The following is a 22,306-nucleotide window of genomic DNA, read 5'->3' as shown; positions in this document are numbered from 1 at the left end:
GGGCCTCCCTTCTGGCCGAACCGTGGTGTGGTGGTCCGCGGGCTCACTTGTAGGCCCTCCGTTCGTCCGGCGGGGGCACGGTGGCGCCCCGGTACTCGACCGGGACGCCGCCCAGCGGGTAGTCCTTGCGCTGGGGGTGGCCGTGCCAGTCGTCGGGCATCTGGATCCGGGTGAGCGCGGGGTGCCCGTCGAAGACGATCCCGAAGAAGTCCCAGGCCTCGCGCTCGTGCCAGTCGTTGGTCGGGTAGACCGACACGATCGAGGGGACGTGGGGATCGGCGTCGGGGCAGGTGGTCTCGACACGGATCTGGCTGTTGTGGGTGATCGACCGGAGGTGGTAGACGGCGTGCAGCTCCCGGTCCGTGTCCTCGGGGAAGTGCACACCGGACACCCCGGTGCAGAGCTCGTAGCGCAGCGCGGGGTCGTCGCGCAGGGCCCGGACGACCTCGACCAGGGCGTCGCGGCGCACGTGGAAGGTGATCTCCCCGCGGTCGACGACGATCCGCTCCACGGCCCCCGCCCCCTCGCCCAGGGCGGCCTCCAGGTCGTCGGCGACCCGGTCGAAGTCGGCGGTGCGCGCATCCTCCGGGTCGGTGAACGGCCGGGAGCTGGCGGCGGGAGCGCTCCCCCGCACCCGCAGGCCGCCGTAGCCGGAGGTGTCCCCGGTGGTGGTGGCGCCGAACATGCCGGTGCGGACGACGGGCGCGGCCAGGCGCTCGCTGCCCCGGCGGTCGGGGAGGTTCTCCGCGGCCTCCGCGCCGTCACCGTTGTGGTTGGCCTCGTTCTCGGTGCTCATCCTCAGTCCTTGCTCACCAGCGGCAGCGAACGGCGCAGCATCCGCTCCTCGGTCTCGGTGATCTCCTGCTCCCGGTGGGCGCCGAGCTTGGTGTTCTGCACCTTGTCGTGCAGCTTGAGCACGGCGTCCAGGAGCATCTCCGGCCGGGGCGGGCAGCCCGGCAGGTAGATGTCGACCGGGACGATGTGGTCCACGCCCTGGACGATCGCGTAGTTGTTGAACATGCCGCCGCTGGAGGCGCACACGCCCATCGCGATGACCCACTTGGGCTCGGGCATCTGGTCGTAGATCTGACGCAGGACGGGCGCCATCTTCTGGCTGACCCGGCCGGCGACGATCATGAGGTCGGCCTGGCGGGGCGTGGCGCCGAACTTCTCCATGCCGAAACGGGCGAGGTCGTAGTGGGGACCGCCGACGGACATCATCTCGATGGCGCAGCAGGCGAGTCCGAACGTCGCGGGCCACATCGAGCTCTTGCGGGCCAGGCCGACGACCTGTTCGACCGTGGTGAGCGCGATGCCGCTCGGCAGTTTCTCCTCGAGTCCCATCAGTGACGGACCTCCTCGGGACCGTGGGTTGGCCGGGTGCGGGACGGGCGGGCCGTCGTCGGAATCAGTCCCATTCGAGGCCTCCGCGACGCCACTCGTAGGCGTAGGCGATGGAGACGTTCACCAGGAAGAGGACGATCGCGACCAGTCCGAACCAGCCCAGGGCGTCGAAGTGCACGGCCCAGGGGATGAGGAAGATGATCTCGATGTCGAAGACGATGAACATCATGGCCGTCATGTAGTACTTGACGGTGAAGCGTCCGCCCCCGGCGGGCTGGGGGGTGGGTTCGATACCGCACTCGTAGGCCTGCATCTTGGCCCGGTTGTAGCGTTTGGGGCCCATGACCGCCCCCGCCACCATCGACACCACGACGAACGCGGCGCCGATCCCGCCGAGCACGAAGATCGGTGTGTAGAGCTCCATCGGTCACCCTCCTTCTGGCTGGTCGGGGAGGTCGTGGAACATGCTTGTGATTGCTTTCACTAGCGGGGGCCCATCCTTCGTCCCGGGATTCCCCCCGCGCGCGGACGGGGGGCTGGCTTGTGTGTGGCTTCCGGTCCCGGCCCTACGCGGCGGGCGCGATGCGCGACAGACCGTTGATGACCCGGTCCATGGCGTCCCCCTGGGTGGGTTCGGTGAGATTGGCGAGCATCTTCAGCGCGAACTTCATGAGAGTGCGCTGACGCAGGCCGTAGCGGGTCGCGTACTTCATGAACTCGGGCTGGCCGAGCATCCTCACGAAGTAGCGCCCGAGCGTGTAGTAACCGCCGTAGGTGTCGGCGAGCACCTGGGGGTAGCGCAGGAGGGCCCGTTCGCGGGTCTGCTGCGTGGGGCGCCCGTGCGCCTGCGTGATCACGTCGGCGGCGATGCTTCCGGCCTCCATGGCGTAGGCGATGCCCTCGCCGTTGAAGGGGTTGACCATGCCGCCCGCGTCACCGACGAGCATGAGGCCGCGGGAGTAGTGGGGCACGCGGTTGAAGCCCATCGGGAGCGCGGCGCCGCGGACGGCGCCCTTCTGGTTGTCCTCCGTGAAGCCCCAGCCCTCAGGCATGCTGTCGGTCCACCGGCGCAGGAGCCTGCGGTAGTCCACGTCCTGGAAGGAGGACGTGGAGTTGAGGATGCCGAGGCCGACGTTGCAGGTGCCGTCGCCGACGCCGAAGACCCAGCCGTAGCCGGGCAGGAGGACGTCGCGGTCACCGGTGCGGTCCCACAGCTCCAGCCAGGACTCGAGGTAGTCGTCGTCGTGGCGGGGGCTCTCGAAGTAGGTGCGCACGGCCACGCCCATGGGGCGGTCGTCGCGTTTGCGGATGCCCATGGCCACGGACAGGCGGGAGGAGTTGCCGTCGGCGGCGACGACGAGCGGGGCCCGGAACGTGACGGGTTCGCGGTCGGCGTCCTTGGCGTGCACTCCCACGATGCGGTTGCTGCGCTCGTCCATGAGCGGGCCGGTGACGGTGGTGCGCTCCAGAAGCTTGGCCCCGGCGGCGACCGCGCGGTTGACCAGGATCTGGTCGAAGTCGAAGCGGGTGCGGACGAGTCCGAAACCCGGGTAGGCGGCGAGGTCCGGCCAGGGGAGGTCGAGGCGGACCCCGGCGCCGATGATGCGCAGGCCGTGGTTCCTGACCCAGCCCTCGTCCTCGAAGGTGATCCCCATGGCGGTGAGCTGCTTGACCGCGCGGGGTGTGAGCCCGTCACCGCAGACCTTCTCGCGGGGGAAGGAGGTCTTCTCCAGCAGGAGGACGTCCAGTCCGGCCTGAGCCAGGTAGTACGCGGTGGTGGAGCCCGAGGGTCCGGCGCCGACGATGATCACGTCGGCGTCGTACTCGATCCGCTCCCGGCGTCTGGGGGAGGAGGTGGCTGTCTCGCTCACGGTGGGTCCTCGACTACTCGCGCGGTGCACCGTGGCGGGCCTGTGCGGGGTCCGACCCGCTCACGGGGTCTGTTGTGAGGTGGCCCTGCCTGCCGGGATGTCCGGTTTGTGGCTTGTGGGATACACCTCGCGCCCTTGTGAAGTGCTTCACAAGGACACTTTTCCGCAGTCTAGACCCTCCGAGGGTCCATAGGCGAGCCCTGAGGGGGTATTCGGAACCCTCTGGCAATAAAGGGGACATACAGCAACAGACAGTGACACCAACCCCAGAAAACCGCCACTCTCTGACAGACACGCAGCTCAGGTGCGGTTTCCGGCATCACACGAACCCATCCAGCAACACGAAAAACCCTGAAGAACAGGAAGTTCCTCAGGGTTTGCCAGTTATTGAGTTATGTGTGACCTATGTGGTCAAGAGTTACTAATGTCTGATTTTACTTCTCCCGGAAGCCCCGGTGCAGGGCGACCGTGCCGAGGGTCAGGTTGCGCCACGCGACCCGGGACCATCCCGCGTCCTGTAGGGTGCGCGCCAGGTCGGGCTGGGTCGGCCACGCCATGATCGACTCCGACAGGTAGTCGTAGGCCTCGCTGCGGCCGGACACGGCACCGGCGATCCTCGGCAGCGCCCCCATGAGGTAGGTGGAGTAGATCCGGTCCACCGCCTCGACCGGAATGTGGCTGAACTCGCAGATCACCAGCCGCCCGCCGACCTTGGTCACCCGCAGGAGCTCGCGCAGGGCCTGGTCGACGTCGTTGACGTTGCGCAGCCCGAAGGAGATGGTCACCGCGTCGAAGGTCTCGTCGGCGAACGGCAGCCGCAGAGCGTCGCCCGCCACGAACGTGACCCCGCCGCGCGAGGCGCCGCCGCGCCGCTCGACCCCCGCGCGCAGCATCCCCAGGGAGAAGTCGCAGGCGATGACCCGCGCGCCCTTGCGCACGAAGGACTCCGAGGAGGTGCCGGTGCCCGCGGCCAGGTCCAGGACCAGTTCGCCGCTGTGGGCGTCCACCGCGTTCACCACGGCGCGCCGCCAGACGCGGTCCTGGCCGAGGGAGATGACGTCGTTGACGAGGTCGTACCTGGAGGCGATGCCGTCGAACATCGCCGCGACGTCCTGGGGCTTCTTGTCGAGCTTGGCGCGGGTCATGGGACCAGCCTAAGGGGGCCGCCCCGGCCACCGGGCCCCTCCCCCGGATCCGCTCCCACGCGTCGCGTTCCGGGGGCGCACCGCCCCCGTCACCGCTGTCCCCGCCTACCCCGCGCGAGAGCCGCCGTCGCGATCCCCGTCGTTCTGGAGCCCTCCCCGCGCGGCCGGCGTCAGACGTCACACGAGGTGAGGTCCGGGACGTCCGCCGCCGGGGGAGGACCCCGCGGACAACGGTGAACCGAACGCGCGCGGGGGTCGTCTGACGTGTGGGGGCAAGACCCCACCGCGCGGAAAGGAGACGGGGCGGACGTGAAGTTCGACGTTGTGGAACCAGGCGAGGAGCAGGCCATGCTCCCCGAGTCCGAGCAGGGGACCGCCGCCGAACGCGCGATCCCGGAAGCCGCTGGGGAACCGCAGGTCCGGCCCGGCGTCCACCCACGGCTCGTCCGCGCCTCCGCGTCGATGCACCGGCGCGTCAAGGCGGACCTGGTCACCCTGGAATCGTCCCTCAACCGCCTGGGCCAGGCGATCACGGCCGCACAGCGAAGCGAACCGAGCCCGGACGCGGACGCGGCCCCGCCACGCAACTTCCGCGCCGGGGCCTTCTCCCGTCGCGGCTGAACGCCCGCGTCGGATTCCCGCCCGTATCCGAAGGAACTCGGGCACATGTGACACTACGAATGTCACCATGTGTGATTTGGGAACTACTCTTTGCCACAATGTGGCTGCGCCCATTTCCGTGGCACACCGGCCCCGGCCGCCGCCCACGACCGAGGAGAGTCCTCCGTGAAGCCCACCCGATTCACCGCGCTGGCGATGAGCGCGCTGCTCATGTTCCCCGCCGGGGCCGCCCTGTCGACACCGGCCGCCTCGGCGACGACCGAGGGGGTCGTCGGCGAGCGGCCCGTCCCCTGGACCCCGCACGTCCTGGACGGGCGCGTCAAGGAGATCCTGCGCATCGGCGACGTCGTCGTGGTGGCCGGGGACTTCAACCGCGTCGCCGACAACGATCGCGGCGACACCCATGACGTGCGCAACCTGTTCGCCTTCGAGCACGGCACCGGCCAGGTCATCGAGTCCTTCGCCCCCGACGTGGGCGGGACCGTCAACTCGGTGGTCGAAGGCCCCGACGACTCCGTGATCATCGGTGGGGAATTCCGTTCCGTCAACGGTCAGTGGAGGCGGGGGCTGGCCCGGATATCGCTCGACGACGGCAGCACCGTTCCCGCGTTCACCGCCCGGCTCGACAACGGTGAGGTCAACCGCCTCGCCACGGACGGAACGGACGTCTACGTCGGCGGCGCCTTCGGCGGCCTGAACGACACGGAGCGCCTCGGTCTGGCCCGGATCGACGCCCGCACCGGAACGGTCGACCCCGGCTTCGCCCCTCGGATCTCCCACCCCCGGCGCGGCGGGTCCCGCCTCCAGGAACTCGCGCTGAGCCCCGATGGCGGGCGACTCCTCATCAACGGCACCTTCACGAGGGTCGACGGCGAGGAGCGCCACCAGATCGCCATGATCGACACCGCGAGCGGCGCCCTGACCCCGTGGTCCACCTCGGCCTTCGAACCCGACTGCGACTACTCCCTCATGCACACGTACATGCGGCAGATGTCCTTCTCCCCCGACGGCGCCTACTTCGCCGTCGTGACCGCCGGCGGCCCCAGGATCAAGCCCGGACTGTGCAAGGCCGCCGTCCGCTTCGAGGTCACCGACACTCCGGACGCCACTCCCACCTGGTTCAACAAGACCGGAGGCGACGCGGTCTACTCGGTGGAGGTCACGGACGCGGCGGTCTACGTCGGCGGACACCAGCGCTGGATGGACAACGAGAAGGGGGCGCACAACGCCGGGCCCGGTTCGGTCGAGCGCGAGGGGATCGCGGCGGTCGACCCTGAGACCGGCCGTGCCTTGGCCTGGAACCCCGGCCGCGACCGGGGCCACGGCGTGGAGGCCCTGCACGCCACCCCGGACGGCCTCTATGTCGGCAGCGACACCGAGCGGCTGGGCGGCGAGTACCGCGCCCGCCTCGGCATGTTCCCGCCCGCCTGAGGCGGCCGCCCGCGCGTGGACGGCCGGGAGGCGGGGTCAGGCGTCCCCGGCCGACGCGCGCGGCTGACCGTCCGTCCGCTCCCAGTCCCGGTCGGCCTCGGCGTCGTCCTCCCGCGCGGCGCCGGTCGACAGCCGCTCGCCCACCCCCGGGTCGCGGCGCTTGTTCAGGCGCTCGATCGTGGCGGCGGACATCTGGTCCCGCAGCTTCGACAGCAGGACGTAGGAGATGAGTCCGCTGATGAGCCATGCGAGCATCAGCGCGATCCACGACCGCGCGCCGAACAGATAGACGATCCCGAAGGCCGCGGCGAACAGCCCGAGGCGGGCAGCGGTATAGGTCAGCCAGCTACGCATGGAAAAGCCTCACAACAGACGATTACCTGGACTAGATTGGTCGCAACACCCATCAGCGCGCGATTGCGCCCGGCCCCCGACGGGCCGGGAGCGTTCCGGGCGGTCGTACCGCCCGCACGTGTGCCGATCGGGTGACGCCCCAGAAGCCCTGACCTCCAGGTTAAGGGCGTGCACGAGGAGGCCCGCACCAGGGCTGCGTGTGTCGTCTCTCCAGGGGTGGCCGGGACGGTCCAGCCATGGGCCCGGATGGTCATGGGATGTTTCCAATCCCGACAGCAAGGGCCGAACATCACGTTCCGGTCACATATCCCGTACTCCTCCCCCCAACAACGCAATTTCTCCGAAAACTAGGGAGGAAACGGACCAACTCGTGCACACTAGGGGATCAAACGCCCGCCGCCCCCGCAGTCCGAGGCGGGCACGATTGGGGGAATGTGAAGGTGGAACGAGCAAGCGAACGCCTGTTGACCCCCGGGGAAGTGGCCTCACTCTTCCGGGTTGATCCCAAGACCGTCACCCGCTGGGCCGCCTCCGGGCGAATCAGCAGCATCCGCACCCCCGGCGGCCACCGCCGCTTCCGGGAGTCCGAGGTACGCGCGCTCCTGCTCGGCGAACCGAGCGAGAGCGCGCGCTGAGGGAGCCCCCGTCTTCCGAGGGGCGGGGACGCGACGCTCACCTCCACGGTCCGCGGCACCCCCGTACGGACTCCCGAATCCCGTGTCGGTGTCCAGCTGTGAGGAGTCGACAGCAAGAGTAGGCTGGAAGCATGGTGTGGCTCGGTGGCCTGATCACTCTCGCGACGATCGTTCTGTGGGTGTACGCGTTCTGCGACGCGCTCACCACGTCAGCCCAGGATGTGCGTAACCTACCGAAGTTCCTGTGGTTGGTCGTCATCGCGGTGTTCATGCCCGTTGGTGCGATTCTGTGGCTCTTCCTGGGGCGACCTCGCCAGTCGACCCCGGCGCACGGTGGCGCGCCCTCTCCGGCTCAGGCCGGGTCCGCCGCTGACGACCTCGACCCGTCCGACTTCGCCAAGCCCTCCGACAGCCCGCATCCGCTCGGGCCCGACGACGATCCCGAGTTCCTGCGACGGCTCAACCGCCGCATCGATCCGGACGAATGAACGACCGCACGGTTCACACGACGGTGGGGCCGCACCCGCGAGGGGGTGCGGCCCCACCGTCGTTCCGGCGCCGGGCCCGGCGGCCGGTCACGCGTAGGAGTGCAGTCCGCTGAACACGTAGTTCACCGCGAAGAAGTTGAACATCACGGTCGCGAAGCCGATCACGTTGATCCAGGTCGCCTTCCGGCCCCGCCAGCCGCCGGTGGCCCGGGCGTGCAGGTAGGCCGCGTAGATCACCCACGAGATGAACGACCACACCTCCTTGGGGTCCCATCCCCAGAAACGGCCCCACGCCTCGTCCGCCCAGATCGCGCCCGCGATGATGCCGAAGGTCCACAGCGGGAACGCGAACAGGATGAACCGGTGCGAGAGGCGGTCGAGCAGCTCCGGGCTGGGCAGCCGACCGGCCACGCCCGTGACCTCCTCGCCACGCGCCCGCCGCGCCTCGGTCCGGTCGGACACCAGGTAGGTGATGCCCGCGACACCGGAGACCATGAACGAACCACCCGCGATGATCAGGGCGGTGATGTGGATCGGCACCCAGTACGAGTGGAGCGCCGGGATGAGCGGTCCCGGGTCCACGTACAGCCACCGCACACCGATCCCCAGCAACAGCAGCACGGGGACGAGGACGAACGCCCCCAGGAACCGCGCCTGGTAGCGGAAGGACGCGAACAGCAGTCCGGCCACGGCGACCAGGCACAGGGCGACGACGAACTCGAACATGTTGCCCCACGGCCACCGCTGCGCGGCCAGGCCGCGCGTGACCACCTGGGCGACGCTCATCACGAAGCCGAGCGTCGTCACCCCGAGGGCGATCCGGCCGAGGACGCTCTGGGAGGCCCGTGCCTCCCCCTCACGTGTGCGGACCTGGACCTCGATGCCGTCGTCGGCCTGGTCGGAGTCCGTCCCGGCCCCGGCGGCCACCGGCATGAGCCGGCCGGCCCTCAACTTGGTGCGGCGCCCGTAGGCGGCCTCGATCGCGAAGAGGAACAGCGCCGCCGCGTACGCGAGGATCATCCCGATGATCAGCGTGTCGCTGGCTGACGCCATCGCCTCGTTCGACACTCCGGCATACGTCACCGGTCACTCCGTTCGTCGACTGGGTCGGATGGTGTGTTGGGCGGCATCGTCCCGGCGGACCCGTCACGGAGCCGGTCGGCGAGCCTGGTGGTGAGTTCATGGAACTCGGCGTTGTCCCCGGCCACCTCGGTCTTGCCGAGCCCGGCCACCTCGACGGTGGTGCGGCCGGCCGCGTCCTCCGTGGCGCGCACCCACACGCGGCGCGGACGGACGAACAGGGTGATGAGCAGCCCGCCGACCGCCGTCGCGGCCGCCCCCAGCGCGAAGGGCCGGGACCCGTCCCGGTTGGTCTGAAGGCTGACGTACTCGCTGACCCCGGAGAAGGTGACGGACCCGGCCCCGTCCGGGAGCTCCCAGGTGTCACCGACCTCCATCACGGGCGAGGAGCCGAGCTCCTCCATTCCCTCGGTGCTCAACCGGTAGACCGACTGCGGTTCGATCAGCCCCAGGTCGCCCTGGTAGCCCTCCAGGGTCACCCGCGGGTTCTCCGCCCCGGGGAAGGTCGAGACCAGCTCCCCGGTGTCGGTCTCGGCGGCCGTCGGCAGGAAGACGCCGACGAAGCCCAGCTGTTCGCCACCGGTGTCGGGGACCTTGATCACGCCGTCGGACGTGAAGGTGGCGGTCTCGCGGTACAGGAACGGCACCGCCTGGTCGAAGACCACGTCGCCGTCCGCGTCGCGGACCACGAACTCCGGCGCGTACCCGTGGCCGAGCAGGTAGATCTGCACCCCGTCGACGGTCAGCGGGTGGTTGACCTCCAGCCGGTGCCGCCCCTCCCCGGCGTCGGGCGACTCCCGGTAGACCATGTCCGCCACGTAGGAGGAGGCCTGTCCGCGCAGGCCGCCCTCCTCGATGAAGGTCGCCTCGAAGTCGTCGAGTTCGAGCGTGAAGGGCTGAAGGTCGTCGGTGTCGGTCCAGTGCCCCGGATAGATGGCGTCGTAGGAGGGCAGCGTGTTGGCGAAGCCGGTCCCCTCGACCATGAGCACGTTGCCCCGGTACCCGAAGAACGCGCCCGCGGCCAACGCCAGCAGGAGCCCCAGCAGCGCCAGGTGGAACAGCACGTTCCCGGCCTCGCGCAGGTAGCCGGTCTCGCTGGAGAGGGAGTCGCCGTACCGTTCGACACGGTAGCCGCGCAGAACCTTCCGCGCCTGCTCCAGGACGGTGTCCGGGTCCGCGTCCGTCGAGAACCGCGCCGCGTACGGCATCCGGCCCAGGTGGCGCGGGGTGCGCACCGGGCGGGCCCGCAGCGCGCGGGCGTGCGCGACGGCGCGCGGCAGGACGCAGCCCGCCAGGGAGACGAACAGGAGCAGATAGATCGCCGCGTACCAGGGCGAGGAGAAGACGTCGAACAGGGAGAACCGGTCCAGCCACGGGGCCAGGTCGGGGTGCTCCCGGACGTAGGTGTTGACCTCGTCGACGCTGACCACGTTCTGCGGCAGGATCGATCCGGGGATGGCGCCGACCGCGAGCAGGAACAGCAGGATCAGCGCGGTGCGCATCGAGGTCAGGGTCCGCCAGGTCCAGCGCAGCCATCCGACGACGCCGATGCCCTTCGGCTGGGCCGCGGCGGGCTCGTCCGCGGACTCCGCGGGTGGGGTTCCGGTCTCGGTCTGGGTCATCAGATCACCGTCTGGTATCCGGCGGTCCACCCTTGCATGGTGGTGGTCAGCTCGTTCCAGAGGCCGGTGACCATCGCCAGGCCGACCAGAACGAGCATGACACCCCCGATCACGGTGACCGCCCGGGTGTGGCGGGTGAGCCAGGCGAACGCGCCCAGCGCCTTGCGGTAGAGCAGCGAGGCCAGGATGAACGGTAGTCCCAACCCGACGCAGTAGAGCAGGGAGAGGAGCATGCCGCGCCCCGCGCCGCCCTCGACGAAGGCCAGCGACTGCACCGCGGCCAGCGTCGGTCCGATGCACGGCGTCCAACCGAGTCCGAACAGCACCCCGAGCAGCGGCGCGCCGGCCAGGCCCGCGCGGGGCAGGCGGTGGAACCGGAACTCGCGGCCGAGTCCGGGGACGAGGCCCATGAAGGCCAGCCCGAGGACGACGGTGAGCGCGCCCAGAACCCGGGTGATGACGTCGGTGTACTCCAGGAAGGCGTCACCCAGCCAGCCGACGAACCCGCCGACCGCCACGAACACCAGTGTGAACCCGGCGATGAACAGGGCGCTGCCCGTGACCATCGTCCAGCGGCGCGAGGCCAGCTCGGTGTCGACGTCGGCGGCCGTGGCCGTTCCTCCGCCGGGCGCGGCTCGCCGCTCGCGCACGGCGGTGCCGCTCATGCCCGTGACGTAGGACAGGTAGCCCGGGACCAGGGGCAGCACACACGGGGAGAGGAAGGACACGAGCCCGGCGGCCAGGGCCAGGGGCGCGGCCAGGAGGAGTGATCCGCTGAGGACGGTGGTACCGATCGTGTCCATCAGTCGGTGTCCCCGTCGGAGCCGTCCTCGGCCCCGTCACCGGAGTCCGTGTCCTCGGAGGGCTCCGCGTCGGCGTCCGGCGGCGCGCTCTCCCCAGCCGTCGCCTCGGCCCGCGCCTCCTGTTCGGCGACGCGCGGACGCTGCTCGGGGTCGCCGAGGTCGAACTCGACCACCACCGGGTTGAGCAGCTCGGTCAACTGCCCGTAGGTGGTGGGGCCGATGACGCGGGCGGCGATGCGGCCGTCGGGGTCGATCACGATGGTGGTGGGGATGGACCGGGGCGGGACGGTGTCGCGGAAGGCCTGCGGGACCTCGCCCGGCGGGTCGAACAGGCTGGGGTAGGGCACCTCCTGGGCGGAGGTGTAGGACTGGGCGGCGGTGTCGTCGTCCTTCATGTTCACACCGAGGAAGTCCACGCCCAGGTCGGCGTACTCGGTGTGCACCTCGTCGAGGACGGGCTGCTCGGCCCGGCAGGGCCCGCACCAGCTGGCCCACACGTTGAGGACGAGGATGCCGCCCTCGTAGTCGCTCAGCGAGATCTCCTCGCCGTCCAGGGTGGTGCCCGTGACGTCGGGCGCCTCCAGCCTCTCCCCCGGGTCGAACGCGGTGGCGCTGCCGTCACCGGAGATGAAGCGCGCGTCGTCGGTGTTCTGGATCTCGGTCCCCCCGGCGCAGCCGGTGAGGACGAGCGCGGCGGCGATCGCGGTCACGGCGAGACGCGGCACGCACGGCCGCGCGCCGACTCTGGCACTGGGCATCGAGGATCCTCACGGAGGGGGCTGAGCAGGGCGGACTACAACAACGACAAAGTGTAGTAGCTACCCGGCACCCCGCCTCGGCGCCCCGACGGAACCGATGTTCGCCCAGCGCAGGAGAGGGCCCTGAAGGGGCGGTGGTGGGGACGCGCCGCCCCTTCCGGCGATCACCCGGTCAGCAGACCGAGGGCCGGGCCCACGGCCCCGCCCCGGTCGGCCGCTCCGCCGTCAGCCGGCCTCGACGAAGGCCTCACGGAGATAGTCGTGCACGGCACGCTCGGGGACCCGGTAGGAACGTCCCACGCGAATCGCGGGGAGAACCCCCGAGTGCACCATTCGGTAAACCGTCATCTTGGACACACGCATGATCGTGGCGACCTCCGCCACGGTCAAAAACCTGACCTCATCGAGAGGCGGCTTGCTCCCGTTCATCTTCCGACGCCCTCATTCCCGGACGTGAGCATTGTCTACCCTTCGGCCCGGCGCGGAAGCTCACGGAGGGGCGACCCCGGTATGCGCCCGTCCCACCGCCACGCCGGTGTGTCATACCGTCACTACTGACACGTCCGTTTTCAGAGTAGGGCGGAGTTCGCCGGAGCGAAAGGGCGTTTGTCCTGTCTTCGACGACATGCCTCCCCGGCGCCCCCAAAGAGGTTTAGCGCTGGGTATAAATGGTCGACCCTGATCACATGAGTCCCGCCCGAGCGAGAACGTAATCGCGCAGAGGCACGTAGTCCTCGGGCGGATATCCGTCGTCCAAAGGCACGGTGACCAGTAGTTTTCCCTCGTGCTCCGCGAGGAACAGGGCGGGGTCGTTGCTGTCGGCGAAGCCCATCGCGGGCACCCCGGCCTCCCCTGCCGCCCCCGCGAAACCGTGGTCGGCGATGACCAACTGCGGCCACGCCTCACCCCGGTTCTCAAGGTCCCCGAGGATGGCACGCATGGCGAAGGGGTGATGGCTGTGACGGGGGTGGTGGCCGTCCGTGACAATCGCGACATCGTCTTCCCAGACCACGATCCGGCTGCTCGGGGGGCGTTCCGCGGGCACCTCGTAGGTGTACCCGCCCGCAGCGGTCACGACCGGGCACCCGTGCTCGGCCAGCGCGGTTTTCCACGCGGCGTACATCTCACGCAGTTTGAGGGGGTGTCCGGTGGCGAACATGACCGATTCGCGGCGTTCGGCGGCCAGGGCGAGGCGGTCGGCGATCCCCTCCAGCGCGTCGACGGTCAGGTCCGGGTCGATGGTGTCGATGCCCCACACGTACTCCTCGTCCCCGACCACGCCGCACCGCTTGCTCATGAGCGCGAGGACCTCGGAGTAGGTCCAGTCGTGGGAGAAGGTCAGACCGAACCGGTGGTAGGGATCGCCGTCCACGAGTCGCCGGTAGTGCCGAAGGTTGTTCTGGCGCGGGGTGTCGACGTGCCCGGCGATTCCCTTGCGAACCAGATACGTGATGAGTTCAGCGCGTGTCGGCGGCGTCACCGGCGTTCCCCTTCCTCGAATGCGCGGCAAGCATGCGCCACACTGTGCGGCCACCACGACGCCTGCTCCCGTTCGCCCGGTATTCAACCTCTTCCTACCCACTGAACGCGCGCCACGCCCAAACCTGGTGATTTCCACCGTGTACGTACACCTGCACAGGCACGCGGAGAAACGCCCGAAGAGTCCGGGGAGGTCAGAGACTGGGGTCGATTCCGTGGCTCGGGAAAACGGCGGTGCGCGTCGCGTTGATCGCCCGGTCGACCGGGTCCCCGGGGTCGTAGCCGTCCTCGAACCGGGCGAAGTCCACCTCGCGCCCGTCCGTCATGTAGAGCGGGGCCTGCTCCCCCGTCCGCCGCCGCACGAAGTCGCGCCAGCTCTGCGGCGTCTCGGCGTCGGGGTCGACCGGCATCCCGGCGGCCTCGGCCAACAGGTGGGTCCAGGCGCGCGGCACGACGTGCACGAGACCGTATCCACCGCCGCCGAAGAGCAGCCACCGGCCGCCGGCGGTCTTCTGGGCGAGCTTGTGCAGCTCGGTGTAGGCGCGGCGCTGCCCGTCGAGGCTGAGCGTGAGGTTGGCCAGGGGATCCAGGGCATGGGTGTCGCAGCCCTGCTGGGTGACGAGGATCTCGGGCTGGAACTCGTGCAGCAGCGGGGGCACGACCGCGTCGAAGGCGCGGTGCCACCCGGTGTCCCCGGTCCCGGCCGGGAGGGCGACGTTGACCGCGTAGCCCTCGGCGCCCGGTCCACCCGTCTCGGCGGCCTGGCCGGTGCCGGGGAAGAGCGTGGTCGGCGACTCGTGGAGGCTGATGGTGAGGACGCGGGGGTCGTCGTAGAAGGCGCGCTGCACGCCGTCGCCGTGGTGGACGTCGACGTCGACGTAGGCGATGCGCTTCGCCCCCTGCTCCAGCATCCAGGCGATGGCCAGCGCCGGGTCGTTGTACACGCAAAAGCCCCAGGCGTGGCCGCGCATGGCGTGGTGGAGCCCGCCCGCGATGTTGGCGGCGTGCGCGGTCTCACCGCTCCACACCGCCCGCGCGGCGGCGACGGACGCGCCGGAGATGAGCGCGGCGGCGTCGTGCATGTCGGGGAAGACCGGGTTGTCGGGGGTGCCGAGCATGTGGGCGTCGTCGGGCTCCAGGGTCTTCCCGGCCCGCTTCACCGCCTGGATGTAGGCCGGATCGTGCACCAGCGACAGGAGTTCGTCGGAGGCGGGCTCCACGTCCAGGAGGCTCACACCGGGAGCGTCCAGGACCCCCAGCTCACGGCTGAGCGCCATGGTCAGCTCGACGCGGACCGGCGCCATCGGGTGCTGCGGTCCGAAGTCGTAGGCGGTCAGTCCGTCGTCCCACGCCAGTCGGAGCGAACAGGACGTGCGCCCTCCCATGCCGTGACCCCCGTTCCAGGTGCGCGTGCTCCACTGCACACAGTACGCACCGCCGTTCGGCAGCGGGACCCCGGGGTCGGAGGCGGGCGCGACAGGACCCGGCGCCGGGAGGGCGTCCGGGGCGGTCCGGGGCGGGCACCCGGTCCGCCCCGGACCGCCGACGCGTTACCCCCCGACGAAATAGCACTCCTGGTACTCGTTGCCGCCGCTGAGGTTCACCGTGCCGTGCATCGGCCGGGTCTCGCCCACCATGGTGAGCAGCATCCGGTACTCACCCGGCTCCAGTTCCAACCGCATGGCCTCCCCTCCGCGCGTGAGGCACGAGCTGAGGAAGGGCGGCGAGCTGTAGTCCTCGCAGTCGTCGCACCCGGGTGTGGTGATGTCACCGTGGACACCGTCCGGGCCGACGTAGAGGAAGCGCATGTCGTAGCGGGTGTCGTTGGTGAAGTTCAGGACGGCCACGTCACCGCCCGCGCCGCCGGTGGCCCGCGTGTCGAACTCGGTCTCCCCGCCGTCGCGCAGGAGATCCATCTCCTCCTGGATGTGCGCGGCGCCCACGTGGCGGACCAGGTCTTCAACGTCGTCGGCCTCGTGGTCCGGGTACTCCGCGGCGAGGAAGTCGGCCATCTCCTCCGCGCCGTCGGCGTCCCCGCCGTCGACCTCGGCCCAACCGCACCGGCGGGCCGAGTCCGGGACCTCGAAGTCGATCCGCTCGGCGACCGCGGGCGCGAGGGACCAGTCGAGGTCGGCGAAGACCCCGATCTGGTCGAAGGCTGGGCACCAGCGCTCCTTCGCGTAGTCGGAGGTCCCCAGCTCGTAGAGCTCCATCATGGCGTCGGGGACCCGCCCGACGGCCTCACTCCCCTCGTAGTCGACGGGGATGAGGCCGTAGATCTCGTGGGCCCGCCGGAGACCGACGTAGAAGTCGCCGGTGGCCCTGCCGTTGTAGCCCTCGGCCGCGGCGTTCGCCAGGGTTCCCGCGTAGGAGAGGTGCATGTCGGCCACCTCGCCGTCGGCGTCCTCCCACCGGGAGGCCGGGTGCGCGAAGTAGCCGCCGTAGCTGTCCACCGCCTGGTCGTACTCCTCCGCCGCCACCTCGCCCTGGGCACGGTCGAGGATCCGGCACGCCTCGGCGCCCGAGCGCGCGCGGTCCATCAGGGACGGCGACATGGAGAGCTGGAAACCGCCCTCGATCCGCTCGTAGGTGCCGAGGGCCTCGCCGCAGTCGCCCCGGGCGTGGGCGGCGTCGGCCACACGCAGCCGCCACTCGCCCGCCTGCCACACACCGGCCAGACCCGCCACCACGGCGAGCAGCAGACCGACGGCCAACAGCACGGGGCCCCGCTTCCTGGGCGGCTGGCCTCCGGTCACCGTGGCGCGCTCGTCGTGGGAGCGTCCGGCGAACAGGCCGTGGACGCCCGCGGCCAGGAACCAGACCAGAAGGACGGGCACCCAGATCAGCGGGTGGTCGGCGGCTCCGTGGAGGGCGGCACCGACCAGGAGGCCGACCGTGACGGCGAGCGTGGCACCGAAGAGGACCCGCCGCCGCAGGTAGAGGTATCCGGCGCCGAACCCGGAGAGGTTGAGCAGCGCGGCCCGCAGCGCCGTGGGAGAGGCGAACATCCCCATCCGGGGCGGCCGCGGATCCTGCGGGGGCCGCTCATCCGGTTCCGGTTGCGGGGACGGGTCGGAGGGAGGAGGTGGTGAAGTCATGGGGGATCTGGGGTCGGGGGATGGGACGTCCGGCGCGCACGGAACCGGAAGGGGGAGCGACATCCCCTTCCCCGACATTATCCGCGTACGGGACGGCCCGGGACGGACGCTCGGTCCGCCCCGGGCCACCGACGCGTCACTCCACGAGGTAGAAGCAGCTCTGGTACTCGTTGCCGCCGCTGAGGTTCACCGTGCCGTGCATCGGCCGGGTCTTGCCCACCAGGACGAGCAGGACCCGGTACTCACCCGGCTCCAGCTCGACCCGTACGGCCTCCCCGCCGCGGTCGAAGCACGAGTTGCCGGACGGCGGCGAGCTGTAGTCCTCGCAGTCCTCACATCCGGCCGCGGTGATGTCGTCATGGACACCGTCCGGGCCGACGTAGAGAAGACGCATGTCGTAGGCGCTGTCGTTGGTGAAGTTCAGGACGGCCTGACCACCGCCCGCGCTGCCGGTGGACTGCACCTCGAGCGTGCTCTCCCCGCCGGCGCGCAGGAGGTCCATCTCCGCCTCGACCTGCGCGGCGCCCACGTGGCGGACCAGGTCCTCGACGTCGTCGGCCTCGTGGTCGGGGTACTCCGCGGCGAGGAAGTCGGTCATCTCCTCCGCGCGGTCGGCGTCCCCGCCGTCGACCTCGGCCCAACCGCACTGGCGCGCGGCCTCGGGGGCCTCGGCGTCGATCCGCTCGGCGACCGCGGGCGCGAGGGACCAGTCGAGGTCGGCGAAGACCCCGATCTGGTCGAACGCGTCGCACCAGAGCTCCTCGGCGTAGTCCGAGGTGCCCAGTTCGTACAGGTCGACCATGGCGTCGGGCACCCGCCCGGCCGCCTCGGTCCCCTCGTAGTCGACGGGGATGACGCTGTAGATCTCGTGGGCCCGCTGGAAGTCGTTCCGGATCTCGTCGGTGATCTCTCCGGTGTAGGCCTCGGCGGCCGCGTTCGCCAGACTCGCGGCGTGCGAGAGGTGGATGTCGGCCACCTCGCCGTCGGTGTCCTCCCACCGGGAGGCCGGGTGCGCGAAGTAGCTGTTGTAGGTGTCGAGGGCCTGGTCGTAGTCCTCGGACGACACCTGTCCCTGGGCCCGGGTGAGGATCCCGCACGCCTCGACGCCGGAGCGCGCGCGGTCCATCAGGGACGGCGACATGGAGAGCTGGAAACCGCCCTCGACCTGCTCGTAGATGCTGACGGCCCCGTCGCAGTCGCCCCGGGCGTGGGCGGCGTCGGCCACACGCAGCCGCCACTCGCCCGCCTGCCACACACCGGCCAGCGCCGCGACCACCGCGACCACCAGACCGACGGCGGTCAGCACGGGGGCGAGCCTCCTCGCGGGCTCGCCGCCCGCGGCCGTGGCGCGCTCGTCGTGGGAGCGTCCGGCGAACAGGCCGTGGACACCCGCGGCCAGGAACCACACCAGGAGGACGGGCACCCAGATCAGCAGGTGGTCGGCGGCTCCGTGGAGGGCGGCACCGACCAGGAGACCGATGGTGACGACCAGCGCGACCCCGAAGAAGATCCACTGCCGCAGGTAGAGGTATCCGGCGCCGACCCCGGAGAGGTTGAGCAGCGCTGCCCGCAGCGCCGTGGGAGAGGCGAACAGCCCCATCCGGGGCGGCCGGGGCGGCGGAGCACCGAACTGCCCGGGGGGCATCCCACCGGGCGGCATCCCACCGGGGGGCATCCCACCGGGCGGGGGACCGCCCATCCCGGCCGCGCCGACGGCCCCGGGGGGCGGCGAGCTGAACTGGGGGCCTGAGGGCGGTCCGCCCGGAGCGGGCGCGAAGCCTCCGCCGGGCGGCTGCGGCGGCCCCTGCTGCGGAGGCGGCCCCGGCTGGGGCGGCTGGCCGGGCTGGGGCTGCTGCGGACCCGACGGGGGCTGCTGACCCGGGTACGGCGGCTGGCCGGGCTGAGGTTGTCCGGGAGGCTGCTGGGAGGGGTCGGAGGGAGGAGGTGGTGAAGTCATGGGGCCCTGGGATCGGGAGGGGATGGGACGTCCCGCGCACGGGACCGAGACGGGGACCGATGTCCCCTTATCCCGACACTATCCGCGCATGGGGACGTCCTACCCCTGGAACCCCGGCCGGACCCGGCCAATCGTGACTCTGGGTCAGCTCCCGGACAGCGCCCGGCTGCGGTCGCGGGCGGCCTCGATGGCGTCGGTGAACGCGGTGCGCACGCCGTGGCGCTCCAGTTCGCGCAGAGCGGCCGCCGTGGTCCCGCCCGGCGAGGTCACGGCCTCGCGCAGGACCACGGGGTGCTCACCGGAGTCCGTGAGCATGGCGGCGGCCCCGGTCATCGTCTGCTCGACGAGCTTCTGCGCGGTGGCGCGCGGCATACCCATCGCCACCCCCGCCTCGACCATCGTCTCGGCGATGAAGTAGAAGTAGGCCGGTCCGCTCCCGGAGATCGCCGTCACGGTGTCCATGTGCTGCTCACCGACGCGGATCACCTCGCCGACGGCGCCCAGCAGGTCCTCGGCGCGGGCCAGGTGTGCTTGATCGGTGTTGGCGCCGCCCGCGATGGCGGTCATGCCACGGCCCATGAGCGCGGGGGTGTTCGGCATGGCGCGCACCACGGGAACCCCGACGGGCAGGTGGCTCTCCATCACGGAGGTGGTGAGCCCGGCCGCGACGGAGATGACGAGGCGGTCCGGGGACAGGTGGGGAGAGAGCTCCTCCAGCAGGTCCACCATGTCCTGCGGTTTGAGGGCGAGCAGCAGCGTGTCGGCGCGCTTGGCGGCGTCCGCCGAGGGGACCACCTCGACCCCGTACCGCTGGCGAAGCTCGTCGGCGTGCTCTACGCGCGGCTCGGTGACCAGGACGTCCTCCGGCGCGTGGCCGGTGGCCAGCATCCCGGCGAGGAGCGCCTCGCCCATTTTTCCGGCGCCGATGATCGCGATCATGAAGGTCCTCTCTGCGGGTCCCCTCCACGCTAACCGCACGGCCGCTCCGGTGCGGACGGGGCGTCTCACACCGTGGACGGTCAGTGGTCGCCGTCCGCGTCCCTTCCCCGGTCCGCGTCCTGGTCGTCGACGGTCCCCTGGGGGTCCACGGAGAAGTGCCGGGGCGGCGCGGCCGGTCTGCGGCGCAGGAGGGCGATGTGTTCGCGCCGGTCGCGCGGCCGGCCTCCGGCGTCGGTGGTGGGCCGGGCGAAGTGCAGCCGGGTGAAGGCCAGCGCCTCGGCCAGTTCCCGCATGCGGGCCCGGCGGTCGGGGGCCTTGCGGGTACTCACCTCCAGGACCAGCTGACCCTCGTAGCCGTCGGCGGCCAGATACTCCAGGAGTTCGGCGACGGGCTGGCGGCCGCGTCCCGGGATGAGGTGTTCGTCGAGGTTCTGGCCGCCGAAGCCGTCGGCGACGTGGACGTGGGAGAGGCGGTCACCGAGCCGCTTGGCCATGTCCATCGCGTCGGAGCCGGACATGGCGGTGTGCGACAGGTCGAGGGTGACGTCGGCGTAGTCGCGGTCGAGCGGGTTCCAGCTCGGCGCGTAGGGCACGACCTCGCGGTCGCGGACGCGCACCGGGTACATGTTCTCCACGGCGAAGACGACGTCGGTCTCGTCCTGCATGCGGGCGACGCCGGTCTCGAACTCCTTGGCGTACTCGCGCTGCCAGCGGAAGGCGGGGTGGACCACGATCGCCTTCGCGCCCAGGGCCTCGGCCATCTCCTTGGACTTGACGAGCTTGCCCCAGGGATCGCGGCCCCACACGCGCTGGGTCAGGACCAGACAGGGGGAGTGGACGGCGGTGACGGGCATCTGGTGGTAGTCCGAGAGGCGCCGCAGGAGGTCGATGTCCTGGCTGGCGGGGTCGGAGGAGACGAGCACCTCCACGCCGTCGTAACCCAGCTTCGCGGCGATCTCGAAGGCGGCCGGGGTCTTCTCCGGGTAGACCGACGCCGACGAGAGCACGACGGGCGCGTCTGGGACCTGGATAGGGCTCACGAGACCCAGACTATGCGCTACCCGCCCCCGCGCGCCCCTCGACGTCGGGACCACGGCGTGCCGCGCGCTCGGGGGTGACGGGTTCGACGAAGCGCGGTCAGCCGCGGGTCTAGGGTTCGGACATGATCCACAGACGCCCCGTGATCCCCGGGGACGCGATCCCCAGCCCCAACATCTGGAAGCATCCGCACACCTACGAACTGGAGAACGACGCCGTCGACCCCGACGGGGTGATCGCCGCGGCCATGGGGCGCGTGCGGCCGATCGACGACGCCCACGTGCTGGACGTCGGTTGCGGGACCGGTTACCACCTGCCCGGGTTCGCCTCGCGGGCGCGGCGGGTCACGGGTGTGGAGCCGCACCCCCGGCTGGCGGAGGCGGCACGGGGGCGGGTGCGCGGTCTGGACCACGTCAGGGTGCTGGACGGGACGGCGCAGAACCTCCCCGTCCCCGACGCCACCGTGGAGGTCGCGCACGCCCGGTGGGCCTACTTCTTCGGCCCCGGGTGCGAGCCCGGTCTGGGCGAACTGGACCGGGTCATGCGGCGCGGCGGGGTCGCGTTCGTCATCGACAACGACGCCACCCGTTCCACGTTCGGCGTGTGGTTCCGGCGCTCGCTCCCGAGCTACGACCCCGGAGCCGTGGAGCGGTTCTGGACGGCGCACGGCTTCCACCGCGAGGCCCTGACGATGCGCTGGGAGTTCACGGACCGGCGTGACTTCGAGGCCGTGGTGCGGATCGAGTTCCCCGCCGCCCTGGCGGCCGAGATCATCGATTCCCACCGGGGACTGTCCGTGGACTACGCGGTCAACGTGTGGTGGAAGAGGTATTGAGAGGGGGGAGAGGCACCAGGGGCACGGGTGCCGGATCCGGATCGGTCATCCGCGGACGCCGGCGGTGGAACCGTCCGACGCGGTGGGCGTCACAGCCGCACCGCTCCGCCGAGGTCGTGGTGGAACACGTCGCGCTCGCGGACGTGATCGCCCGATTCGGGGGCGTCGATCATGCGGCCCCGGCCGAGGTAGATGCCGACGTGGTAGACGTAGCCCCCGCTGTCGGACCAGTAGACGAGGTCGCCGCGGCGGGCCTGTGAGTAGGGGATCCTGGTGCCCACCGCCACCTGGTCGTGGGCGATACGGGGCAGTTCGACCCCCGCCTGCCGGAAGGACCACTGGACGAGGCCGGAGCAGTCGAAGGCGTGCGGCCCGGTCCCGCCCCAGCCGTAGGGCGTGCCCTTCTTCGACTCGGCGGCTCTGATCGCCGTCTCGACCATCGGGGCGGACAGCCTCTGATGGACCCGGTCGGAGGGCGGGGCGGTTTCGGCGGCGGCCCCCAGAGCCGGTGCCGGGGCGAGCGCCGCGGCGAGTAGGAACGCGGTGGCGAGGGCGATCGCCCGCGCGGCGGTCCGCACGGGTACGGCCTGCCGCCCGGGACGACCCGGGCGACAGGCCGGGATTTGCTCGTGGTGTCGGGAGTGACTCATGGGGTTCCCCGTTCGGATGTGTGGATGCCCCGTGCCGGGTCGGCCCCGGGGCGTTCCATCCCAACGGATCACCCTTCGTCGCTTTCGCGCGCGAACGAATCACCCTCTGTGATCAATTCGTCGTGCGATCACGGTAAAATTTCGCCGACAAAAGGTGC

At 70.8% G+C, this 22,306-nt stretch carries 23 protein-coding genes; 5 read left to right on the top strand and 18 right to left on the bottom strand.

The window, feature by feature from the left end:
• Positions 1-43 precede the first annotated feature (43 nt).
• The 5 genes from KIK06_RS26360 to KIK06_RS26340 form a co-directional block, all read right to left on the bottom strand.
• Complete coding sequence (locus tag KIK06_RS26360) at positions 44-796, bottom strand: NADH-quinone oxidoreductase subunit C (protein ID WP_268645536.1); 753 nt, start codon at positions 794-796, stop codon at positions 44-46.
• 2 nt (positions 797-798) lie between these two features.
• On the bottom strand, positions 799-1,344 hold the full coding sequence (locus KIK06_RS26355) for a NuoB/complex I 20 kDa subunit family protein (protein WP_017601064.1): 546 nt from the start codon (positions 1,342-1,344) through the stop codon (positions 799-801).
• A gap of 64 nt (positions 1,345-1,408) precedes the next feature.
• Positions 1,409-1,768 (bottom strand): NADH-quinone oxidoreductase subunit A, encoded by a 360-nt coding sequence (locus tag KIK06_RS26350; protein WP_017601065.1) that lies wholly within the window; start codon positions 1,766-1,768, stop codon positions 1,409-1,411.
• Positions 1,769-1,910: 142 nt separating this feature from the next.
• Positions 1,911-3,215: a geranylgeranyl reductase family protein gene (locus KIK06_RS26345; protein WP_268645535.1), complete on the bottom strand. Its 1,305-nt coding sequence runs from the start codon at positions 3,213-3,215 to the stop codon at positions 1,911-1,913.
• Positions 3,216-3,649: 434 nt separating this feature from the next.
• Positions 3,650-4,360 (bottom strand): demethylmenaquinone methyltransferase, encoded by a 711-nt coding sequence (locus KIK06_RS26340; RefSeq protein WP_268645534.1) that lies wholly within the window; start codon positions 4,358-4,360, stop codon positions 3,650-3,652.
• A 309-nt stretch (positions 4,361-4,669) separates the two neighbouring features.
• Here KIK06_RS26340 and KIK06_RS26335 point away from each other — a divergent pair, with 309 nt between their 5' ends.
• Together KIK06_RS26335 and KIK06_RS26330 are read left to right on the top strand one after the other, a co-directional pair.
• Positions 4,670-4,981, top strand: a complete 312-nt coding sequence (locus KIK06_RS26335; RefSeq protein ID WP_268645533.1) for a hypothetical protein — start codon at positions 4,670-4,672, stop codon at positions 4,979-4,981.
• 165 nt (positions 4,982-5,146) lie between these two features.
• Positions 5,147-6,412: a hypothetical protein gene (locus KIK06_RS26330; protein ID WP_268645532.1), complete on the top strand. Its 1,266-nt coding sequence runs from the start codon at positions 5,147-5,149 to the stop codon at positions 6,410-6,412.
• A gap of 36 nt (positions 6,413-6,448) precedes the next feature.
• Here KIK06_RS26330 and KIK06_RS26325 read toward each other — a convergent pair whose 3' ends face one another.
• Entirely contained in the window at positions 6,449-6,766 is a 318-nt protein-coding gene (locus KIK06_RS26325) for a DUF4229 domain-containing protein (RefSeq protein WP_268645531.1), read from the bottom strand.
• A gap of 434 nt (positions 6,767-7,200) precedes the next feature.
• Between KIK06_RS26325 and KIK06_RS26320 the strand changes: the two genes are divergently transcribed.
• Positions 7,201-7,401: a BldC family transcriptional regulator gene (locus KIK06_RS26320; protein ID WP_026128038.1), complete on the top strand. Its 201-nt coding sequence runs from the start codon at positions 7,201-7,203 to the stop codon at positions 7,399-7,401.
• A 131-nt stretch (positions 7,402-7,532) separates the two neighbouring features.
• Positions 7,533-7,889 carry a PLD nuclease N-terminal domain-containing protein gene (locus tag KIK06_RS26315; protein ID WP_017601073.1) on the top strand — a complete coding sequence of 119 codons (357 nt, stop codon included), beginning with the start codon at positions 7,533-7,535 and terminating at the stop codon, positions 7,887-7,889.
• Between the two features lie 87 nt (positions 7,890-7,976).
• Here the strand turns inward: KIK06_RS26315 and ccsB are convergent, their stop codons facing one another.
• The 11 genes from ccsB to KIK06_RS26260 all read right to left on the bottom strand — a co-directional run bounded on the left by ccsB (position 7,977) and on the right by KIK06_RS26260 (position 20,665).
• Positions 7,977-8,942 carry a c-type cytochrome biogenesis protein CcsB gene (gene ccsB, locus KIK06_RS26310; RefSeq protein WP_193789788.1) on the bottom strand — a complete coding sequence of 322 codons (966 nt, stop codon included), beginning with the start codon at positions 8,940-8,942 and terminating at the stop codon, positions 7,977-7,979.
• A gap of 26 nt (positions 8,943-8,968) precedes the next feature.
• Entirely contained in the window at positions 8,969-10,591 is a 1,623-nt protein-coding gene (resB, locus tag KIK06_RS26305) for a cytochrome c biogenesis protein ResB (RefSeq protein ID WP_268645530.1), read from the bottom strand.
• Positions 10,591-11,394 (bottom strand): cytochrome c biogenesis CcdA family protein, encoded by an 804-nt coding sequence (locus KIK06_RS26300; protein WP_268645529.1) that lies wholly within the window; start codon positions 11,392-11,394, stop codon positions 10,591-10,593. The genes resB and KIK06_RS26300 overlap by 1 nt, the downstream gene beginning before the upstream one ends.
• On the bottom strand, positions 11,394-12,152 hold the full coding sequence (locus KIK06_RS26295; protein ID WP_152486432.1) for a TlpA family protein disulfide reductase: 759 nt from the start codon (positions 12,150-12,152) through the stop codon (positions 11,394-11,396). The genes KIK06_RS26300 and KIK06_RS26295 overlap by 1 nt, the downstream gene beginning before the upstream one ends.
• 225 nt (positions 12,153-12,377) lie before the next feature.
• The gene (locus KIK06_RS26290) at positions 12,378-12,581 is read right to left on the bottom strand and encodes a helix-turn-helix domain-containing protein (RefSeq protein ID WP_017601078.1); all 204 of its coding nucleotides are present in this window, start codon (positions 12,579-12,581) and stop codon (positions 12,378-12,380) included.
• A gap of 253 nt (positions 12,582-12,834) precedes the next feature.
• Positions 12,835-13,632, bottom strand: coding sequence for a phosphatase (locus KIK06_RS26285; RefSeq protein WP_268645528.1), 798 nt, complete (start codon positions 13,630-13,632; stop codon positions 12,835-12,837).
• A 193-nt stretch (positions 13,633-13,825) separates the two neighbouring features.
• On the bottom strand, positions 13,826-14,986 hold the full coding sequence (locus KIK06_RS26280) for an acetoin utilization protein AcuC (protein ID WP_026128039.1): 1,161 nt from the start codon (positions 14,984-14,986) through the stop codon (positions 13,826-13,828).
• Positions 14,987-15,181: 195 nt separating this feature from the next.
• On the bottom strand, positions 15,182-16,645 hold the full coding sequence (locus KIK06_RS26275) for a DUF1109 domain-containing protein (protein WP_268646196.1): 1,464 nt from the start codon (positions 16,643-16,645) through the stop codon (positions 15,182-15,184).
• Between the two features lie 220 nt (positions 16,646-16,865).
• A complete protein-coding gene (locus tag KIK06_RS26270) occupies positions 16,866-18,374 on the bottom strand; it encodes a DUF1109 domain-containing protein (protein WP_268645527.1) in 1,509 nt (502 codons plus the stop codon).
• Between the two features lie 456 nt (positions 18,375-18,830).
• Entirely contained in the window at positions 18,831-19,625 is a 795-nt protein-coding gene (proC, locus tag KIK06_RS26265; RefSeq protein WP_017601083.1) for a pyrroline-5-carboxylate reductase, read from the bottom strand.
• An 80-nt stretch (positions 19,626-19,705) separates the two neighbouring features.
• Positions 19,706-20,665, bottom strand: a complete 960-nt coding sequence (locus KIK06_RS26260) for a sugar phosphate isomerase/epimerase family protein (RefSeq protein ID WP_268645526.1) — start codon at positions 20,663-20,665, stop codon at positions 19,706-19,708.
• A 122-nt stretch (positions 20,666-20,787) separates the two neighbouring features.
• Between KIK06_RS26260 and KIK06_RS26255 the strand changes: the two genes are divergently transcribed.
• Positions 20,788-21,498, top strand: a complete 711-nt coding sequence (locus KIK06_RS26255; protein ID WP_268645525.1) for a class I SAM-dependent methyltransferase — start codon at positions 20,788-20,790, stop codon at positions 21,496-21,498.
• 89 nt (positions 21,499-21,587) lie between these two features.
• Here the strand turns inward: KIK06_RS26255 and KIK06_RS26250 are convergent, their stop codons facing one another.
• Entirely contained in the window at positions 21,588-22,148 is a 561-nt protein-coding gene (locus KIK06_RS26250) for a C40 family peptidase (RefSeq protein WP_026128042.1), read from the bottom strand.
• Positions 22,149-22,306 lie beyond the last annotated feature (158 nt).

It is taken from the genome of Nocardiopsis sp. EMB25 (assembly GCF_026797795.1).
Taxonomy (GTDB): Bacteria; Actinomycetota; Actinomycetes; order Streptosporangiales; family Streptosporangiaceae; genus Nocardiopsis; species Nocardiopsis lucentensis.
This window is presented reverse-complemented; position numbering and strand designations above follow the sequence as displayed.

Bases quoted from the DNA above. Each gene is read 5' to 3' on its own strand.
- KIK06_RS26360 (WP_268645536.1), bottom strand. From the start codon at position 796: ATGAGCACCGAGAACGAGGCCAACCACAACGGTGACGGCGCGGAGGCC.
- KIK06_RS26355 (WP_017601064.1), bottom strand. From the start codon at position 1,344: ATGGGACTCGAGGAGAAACTGCCGAGCGGCATCGCGCTCACCACGGTC.
- KIK06_RS26350 (WP_017601065.1), bottom strand. From the start codon at position 1,768: ATGGAGCTCTACACACCGATCTTCGTGCTCGGCGGGATCGGCGCCGCG.
- KIK06_RS26340 (WP_268645534.1), bottom strand. From the start codon at position 4,360: ATGACCCGCGCCAAGCTCGACAAGAAGCCCCAGGACGTCGCGGCGATG.
- KIK06_RS26325 (WP_268645531.1), bottom strand. From the start codon at position 6,766: ATGCGTAGCTGGCTGACCTATACCGCTGCCCGCCTCGGGCTGTTCGCC.
- KIK06_RS26315 (WP_017601073.1), top strand. From the start codon at position 7,533: ATGGTGTGGCTCGGTGGCCTGATCACTCTCGCGACGATCGTTCTGTGG.
- ccsB (WP_193789788.1), bottom strand. From the start codon at position 8,942: ATGGCGTCAGCCAGCGACACGCTGATCATCGGGATGATCCTCGCGTAC.
- resB (WP_268645530.1), bottom strand. From the start codon at position 10,591: ATGACCCAGACCGAGACCGGAACCCCACCCGCGGAGTCCGCGGACGAG.
- KIK06_RS26300 (WP_268645529.1), bottom strand. From the start codon at position 11,394: ATGGACACGATCGGTACCACCGTCCTCAGCGGATCACTCCTCCTGGCC.
- KIK06_RS26295 (WP_152486432.1), bottom strand. From the start codon at position 12,152: ATGCCCAGTGCCAGAGTCGGCGCGCGGCCGTGCGTGCCGCGTCTCGCC.
- KIK06_RS26290 (WP_017601078.1), bottom strand. From the start codon at position 12,581: ATGAACGGGAGCAAGCCGCCTCTCGATGAGGTCAGGTTTTTGACCGTG.
- KIK06_RS26275 (WP_268646196.1), bottom strand. From the start codon at position 16,645: ATGGGGATGTTCGCCTCTCCCACGGCGCTGCGGGCCGCGCTGCTCAAC.
- KIK06_RS26270 (WP_268645527.1), bottom strand. From the start codon at position 18,374: ATGCCCCCCGGGCAGTTCGGTGCTCCGCCGCCCCGGCCGCCCCGGATG.
- proC (WP_017601083.1), bottom strand. From the start codon at position 19,625: ATGATCGCGATCATCGGCGCCGGAAAAATGGGCGAGGCGCTCCTCGCC.
- KIK06_RS26255 (WP_268645525.1), top strand. From the start codon at position 20,788: ATGATCCACAGACGCCCCGTGATCCCCGGGGACGCGATCCCCAGCCCC.
- KIK06_RS26250 (WP_026128042.1), bottom strand. From the start codon at position 22,148: ATGAGTCACTCCCGACACCACGAGCAAATCCCGGCCTGTCGCCCGGGT.